This window comes from Streptosporangium sp. NPDC006013, assembly GCF_040614275.1.
In the GTDB taxonomy this organism is placed as follows: Bacteria; Actinomycetota; Actinomycetes; order Streptosporangiales; family Streptosporangiaceae; genus Streptosporangium.
This window is the reverse complement of record NZ_JBEXUE010000600.1, coordinates 1-5,250: the sequence shown is the minus strand read 5'-3', so window position 1 is coordinate 5,250 and position 5,250 is coordinate 1. Positions and strand designations below refer to the sequence as shown.

At 60.4% G+C, this 5,250-nt stretch carries 4 protein-coding genes; 1 reads left to right on the top strand and 3 read right to left on the bottom strand.

Annotation, left to right across the window (positions count from 1 at the left end; all coding sequences use genetic code 11):
* The 3 genes from ABZ260_RS45830 to ABZ260_RS45820 form a co-directional block, all read right to left on the bottom strand.
* Positions 1–1,223: DUF3962 domain-containing protein (locus ABZ260_RS45830; RefSeq protein WP_355630778.1), on the bottom strand; the 1,223-nt coding region annotated here is incomplete at its 3' end.
* 1,321 nt (positions 1,224–2,544) lie between these two features.
* Entirely contained in the window at positions 2,545–3,276 is a 732-nt protein-coding gene (locus tag ABZ260_RS45825; protein WP_355630775.1) for a hypothetical protein, read from the bottom strand.
* A gap of 477 nt (positions 3,277–3,753) precedes the next feature.
* Positions 3,754–4,980 carry a sigma-70 family RNA polymerase sigma factor gene (locus ABZ260_RS45820; RefSeq protein ID WP_355630772.1) on the bottom strand — a complete coding sequence of 409 codons (1,227 nt, stop codon included), beginning with the start codon at positions 4,978–4,980 and terminating at the stop codon, positions 3,754–3,756.
* A gap of 64 nt (positions 4,981–5,044) precedes the next feature.
* Here ABZ260_RS45820 and ABZ260_RS45815 point away from each other — a divergent pair.
* Positions 5,045–5,250: WbqC family protein (locus ABZ260_RS45815; RefSeq protein WP_355630769.1), on the top strand; the 206-nt coding region annotated here is incomplete at its 3' end.

The window sequence follows — 5,250 nt, the reverse complement described above, 5'->3', positions numbered from 1 at the left end:
AGCACCTCCGGCGGGATGACACTCTTGGCGGCGACGGTGAGGCCCTTGTAGACCGAGCTTTTTTCCCGGCGTAACGGCTCTACCGGTCGAAAATGCGGCGCGAGCTCGCCGACGACCCAGGACATTAGTTGTGATCGGTCAACAACCGGCAAGCCATCGCTGACCTTTGGCCAGGGTGACATCTCATGGCTATAGACCAATGCCGTTGGATCTGGCGACTTCAGCAGTTCAGATGGCTCTTCTACGAGTTGTCGTGGATCTGGCATCTGATGCAGATATCCGGCTTGGTCGAGCACTCTGGCCAAGGCCGTAGGCCACCCCGGCAACCGGGCACTTCGTCCGCCCTTCTCTGATAGCTGCGCCAGTTCGATCTTGGCGGTGCCGAGATGCTGGGAGGCGGTCTGTTCGCTCGGAGGGTGATGGGCAGGTGTGAAATAGGCAGAATAGCGTCGCCCGATCGCTAGTCTTCCGCGTGACGCCATCCACCGACGTACTCCGAAGGAGAGGTGAACCTGCAGCTCGTTACTAAATGGCATCGTTTGGACCGAGATGCTGATCGTCACAGAGAACGGCTCGCCGTCTTCGATCCGTTCCGGCGGCCAAGACATGAGCTCGGCGCCTCTTTTCGCCGGACAACGCACAAAACGCAGGTTTCCCAAAGGCGCCTGGGCATGGGGCCGTGCCAGCGTGGCCGCCACTTCCATCGGGATCAAGCGGGCGAGCAGAGAGAAGGGCGCGTCCGGGCCAATGTTGATAGATGACCACGTGAGATCAGCAGGGCTGAGCTGCGACAGTGTCGATTCGATCTGCTCTGGCGTGGCCTTCTGCGCACGGACCCAAGCGGTGACCAAGCGAAAGAGCACTTTTGGGTCCACTGGGTTGCAGGTGAGCAGCCAGTCTTGGTCGGCGTCGTCGACATAGGGCTGTGTCACGATGCAGTCAGGAATCACTGCGGTAATGGCGTCATTCAGCGTGGCTATCGGGATTCGTGTGGTGAGCCGGTTGCGCTGGCTGGCCGTCGCTAGCCAGTGGAGCGACTCCTTCCAGTGGCGAGGGAAACTTAAGAAGTAGAACGTGCGCTTGATAGGATATTCGGGGGCAAGGCGAACGACCGTGACCGCTAGGTTGTTGTAGCGGCGTGGACTTCGACGTAGTTGCTCCTCCGAAGATCGACGTGATCCATCAACAAATGCGGCTTCATTTGCCAAGGTATCTGCAGTCATTTCTCCCGTGATGCTTGGACTGCGCCGCTCCGCGGGCACCGTCGAGCGACTGCCGACGTATCTGGCGCTGTGCCTCTCACCTGGAGCTCTCGACCAGCGCGGGCGGTCGATGCTTAGAGCGTGGAGCTGTGTGGGATGCAGACCAAAGTTTTTGGCGGTCAACTCGGTAATTAGACTGTCGGGCACCCGTGGCATGGTTCCCGTATGCCCCCGCGTCACCCACTCGTGCCAGATCAACAACCAGTCGAGGGCGTTGGGGTCAGAGAATAGAGCAATTCTACGTAGCAGGCTGCTTAGGATCGCGCGTTCGTTGGGTGCCAATCGCAGTACGGAGCGGGTATCGAATCGTAAACCGCCAACTGAAATTTTCGCGACATTAGGGCCTGGCTCGACTGCTTTACATAGGTCGTTCCATGAGCACTGCAGTTCAACCATGTGGGGTGCGGTACTAGTGGAGATCAGGCACTGAACGTCACTCGTACGGCGAACCTCGATTTCGTCGGCTGACGGTTGGTCAGGACCGGTGGTTCGTCGCATCACTAGCGCCGCGCCGAAGTCCGCAACATCGCAGGCGGAAACTACCGTACGAAGTCCCGTTGTCGATGGCCTAACTGCCTCGACGAAAAGCGGGTATGCGGGGTGGACGCCTTCCGACCACTGCGCCCGCGCCCCTGTCAACAAGCGGTGCAACACCGCCGACTCAACCCATTGCTGCCCAGGGTGTTGTGCATCAGGGATCAACGCCTGGCCCTCGCCGAGGCCATTGATCTCACGGAGGGCCTGTTGATACTTTTCGCCTGTGTAGCGGATTCTCTGTCTGACATCGCCCTTTCGATGGTCTCGGCTCATCGGGGCTGGGCTCCATGCACCGCACCGATCACATCGCGGCTCCAGGTGCGAAGCTCTCTTAGCAGCCGCAGGGCGAGGTCACTGTGGGTCGCCGGCCGGATGACTGCCATCATCCACACGGGTATGGCGCAGAAGGCCACGATCAGAATCGGAAGATGAGCGATCGCGACCACGAGCGGGCGAACCGCGACTCCGGGTAGGGCAGCAAGATTGACAGAGGGCACAGTTGTCTCCCGTTCCGCTACCCGGCCAGCGGTAATCGAGATCTGCTAGGTGCCACAGAGTCGTTGGTGTGTGCTGCGGGAGTTATCAACCCCTTCAGCCGCCCTACTTGGAACCTTGGTCCGGGAGTTCCAAAACGGCAAGGCCTCGCGTACGGCCCATTCGGAGCGTACCACGCTTGCGGTGGGTTCCGACTAGGAGAGACAGCGGCAGATCTGGTGGTCCACTGCGCTCGTTGATCGATGGAGGACTACGGCTTGAAGCGCAGAGGTTGGCGTCGAAGCGCGAGACCTAGCCCGCTCGAGCTCGTAATTGCTATCCGGTAGCAGTAGTCTCTCCCGCTCCGGTCCGATTCCTCGCAATAACATCTTCGTGACTGATCTTCGAGCGACGCATTCAATCCGAAATCTGGATGGAGAAGCCTCTCGATCACTACGTTATGGGTGGGCCCGCCACGCCATTCCAATTGGATGTCTCGATCTATCCAAAGGCTCCAGTAGTGGACGTGCTGATCGCCATAAATTGCGTGGCAGCGACGTATGAGCCCGGACATAAATGAATTCCCGGAGACGCCAAGGTCGAATAGATCCTTGTTGAGCTCTTGGAAATGGACTTCTTTCGATGTCCATTCATCCGGATGGTCAATCCACACCGCCATGTCGCGGTTGACGTCGTCGATGGCGAGTGCAACTGCGGCCTCCCATACGGAAGAACGGACAAGAACCTTGATCCGTCCGGGGAGGCCAGGACGGGTGAGTAGCACATGCTTTGCGTGCACCTCGGCGCGGAGTCCCACGACCCCACGAACCTCTGTTCCATCCGTTTCGACCCCAGGCATGACCTGCCCGACAAAATCAGGGAGAAGGTCGGGATGAACTTCAAGCTGGAATTCATCGGAGAGGGGGACGACGTAGCGGAACCCGAAAGGCGGGTATGAGGGCCGTTCAGAGTTAAGGGGTACATCCCAGGGGTGATAATCCATGCGACCGCACCTGATAAGGAGCTGCGCTTCGAGTGCAGCTTGCTCGGGTGTCGCGATAGGGATCGCTAGCGCGTTATCTCCAAGACCGGCCAATTGTCGGCCGGCGATGCTCTGCGGTTCGCCTGTGTAGCGCCTGCGACTACGAATGCGATTACGGCGCTGTGAATGAAGCATTGATTCCTCCGTCGCACTGCCCGACTCAGCGCATATCGGAGAAGTGACCGCTTCACTTCTGCACGTAATAAACCCATATCCGTGGGAGGCGGTGCCTCTGGGGTCCTGCGATGACCGCTGTCGGGTCGGTCATGCGGACTAGGCGGCCACACCGCCCGGAAATCCCTGCGGACATTATGCATCAGCCGTCGATCGGGCGCTACTCAAACTGTTTTCGTGCACGAGGTTGCGATCTCGTCCCTGGAGTGCTCACCTGACCTGTTACGAAAAGCGCTGACGCCGTCGCTTGGTCGGATGAGTCGGTCACGAAAGATCGAAGTGCGCCTTGGCCTTCTCCCGGATCCGGGCTAGGCGTTTGGAGATAGGGCTGTGGTTCTTGTAGCCCATCAGATCGGCGATCTCGCAGAGCTTGGTAACCCCGCTGTTCAGGAGCACGACGACCTGGCGCTCGCTGGGATCGAGCAAGGCGAGGAAGTCGCTGTAGACCAGGTCCGCGATCACCTCTGTCTCCGGTCCTTGAACAGGAATGGTGTCGGTCAGCTCGACGAACGTGACCTTCACCTTCGAACGCTTGCTGTGCAACTTGCGTTCGAAGTCCTCCCGTGCGAAGGACCAGCGATCGGAGAAGTCGTCTTTGACCCGATGAGACCTCACCGCGTCCAAGATGTCGCGGAGCCTGCCGGTTGCGTCGGCATGGTCGACGACCGACCGAACGACTTCTGAAGCTTCACTCTCACCACGCCACAGGTCACTGCCGACGCGGGGACTCGTCGCGACTACCTCCTCCAGGAAGGTCCCGCCTTGCAGGGGAGCGGGACCCGCTCTGACCCCGGCGTCTACGACCGGAAAGTCGCCGAGGATCTCCTGGACGGCAGCGGTGACAGCCGGGACCCAGAAATCCAGGTTATGGGCAAGGATCCGGATCGGGTCGGTGCTGGAGAATCCGCTCATTCCCGAACCTGATACGAGGTGTCTCCATACCGTGGACGCCCATGCGTTGGAGAGTCGGTCCGCGAAGTCGCTCGGGAGGAAGTGATCGACGGGAGTGGGCTGCATGAGGTACGGCCACTGTCCCGCGCTGAGCAGGGGCAGCCCGAACCGCTCCACGGTCGATCGCGGCAACAGGTGGAACAGAGGGGCGTACTCGAAGTAGCGACTGGCCGTCCTCGGAACGAAGACCACATTCACGTCCCCGCCCTCGGCCACCTGTCGCAGCGGTTCGGGAAGCTCGTCTTCGGCGAAGAAGCGGCGACGGAACTGGGCGCATTCCCAGAGGATGTTCCACCGGGTGACGGCCACGTCCAGATGTGGCCTCTCCTCTCCCCGAAACATGGTCGCAGGTAGCGTGACGTACTCCGGCGGTAGCGGCCGAAGAGGGTGAACTACCTGCTTGTACAGAAAGCCTGCCGACAGATTGAACAGTCGTGGATACATGCCGGCTGCGGCGGCCTCCTCGTCTGCGAAGAACTGGTCCTGGTGGAACTCCTCAATCTCGGCGGCGGTCGGTGCGCGATCGTCGATGTCCGTCATACCTACCTCACGACGCACGAAGCAAATTCCGTTCCGTTTACGCCCTGACCTGCCGTATGGCGAGGTGTGCGCCATCCACCAGCCCAACCTCTTTCCCCGACTGGTGACGCTGGCCAAGCTGTTCGCCGCCGACTACTGGATCGTCCTGGACGACGTGCAGTTCGCACGCAGGGACTACCAGCACCGCGCGCGCCTCGCCTCGCTCGACGGCTCGTGGCAGCCGCAGTGGCTCTCCATTTCCACCCATCTGCCATACGGCCGCTCCACCTC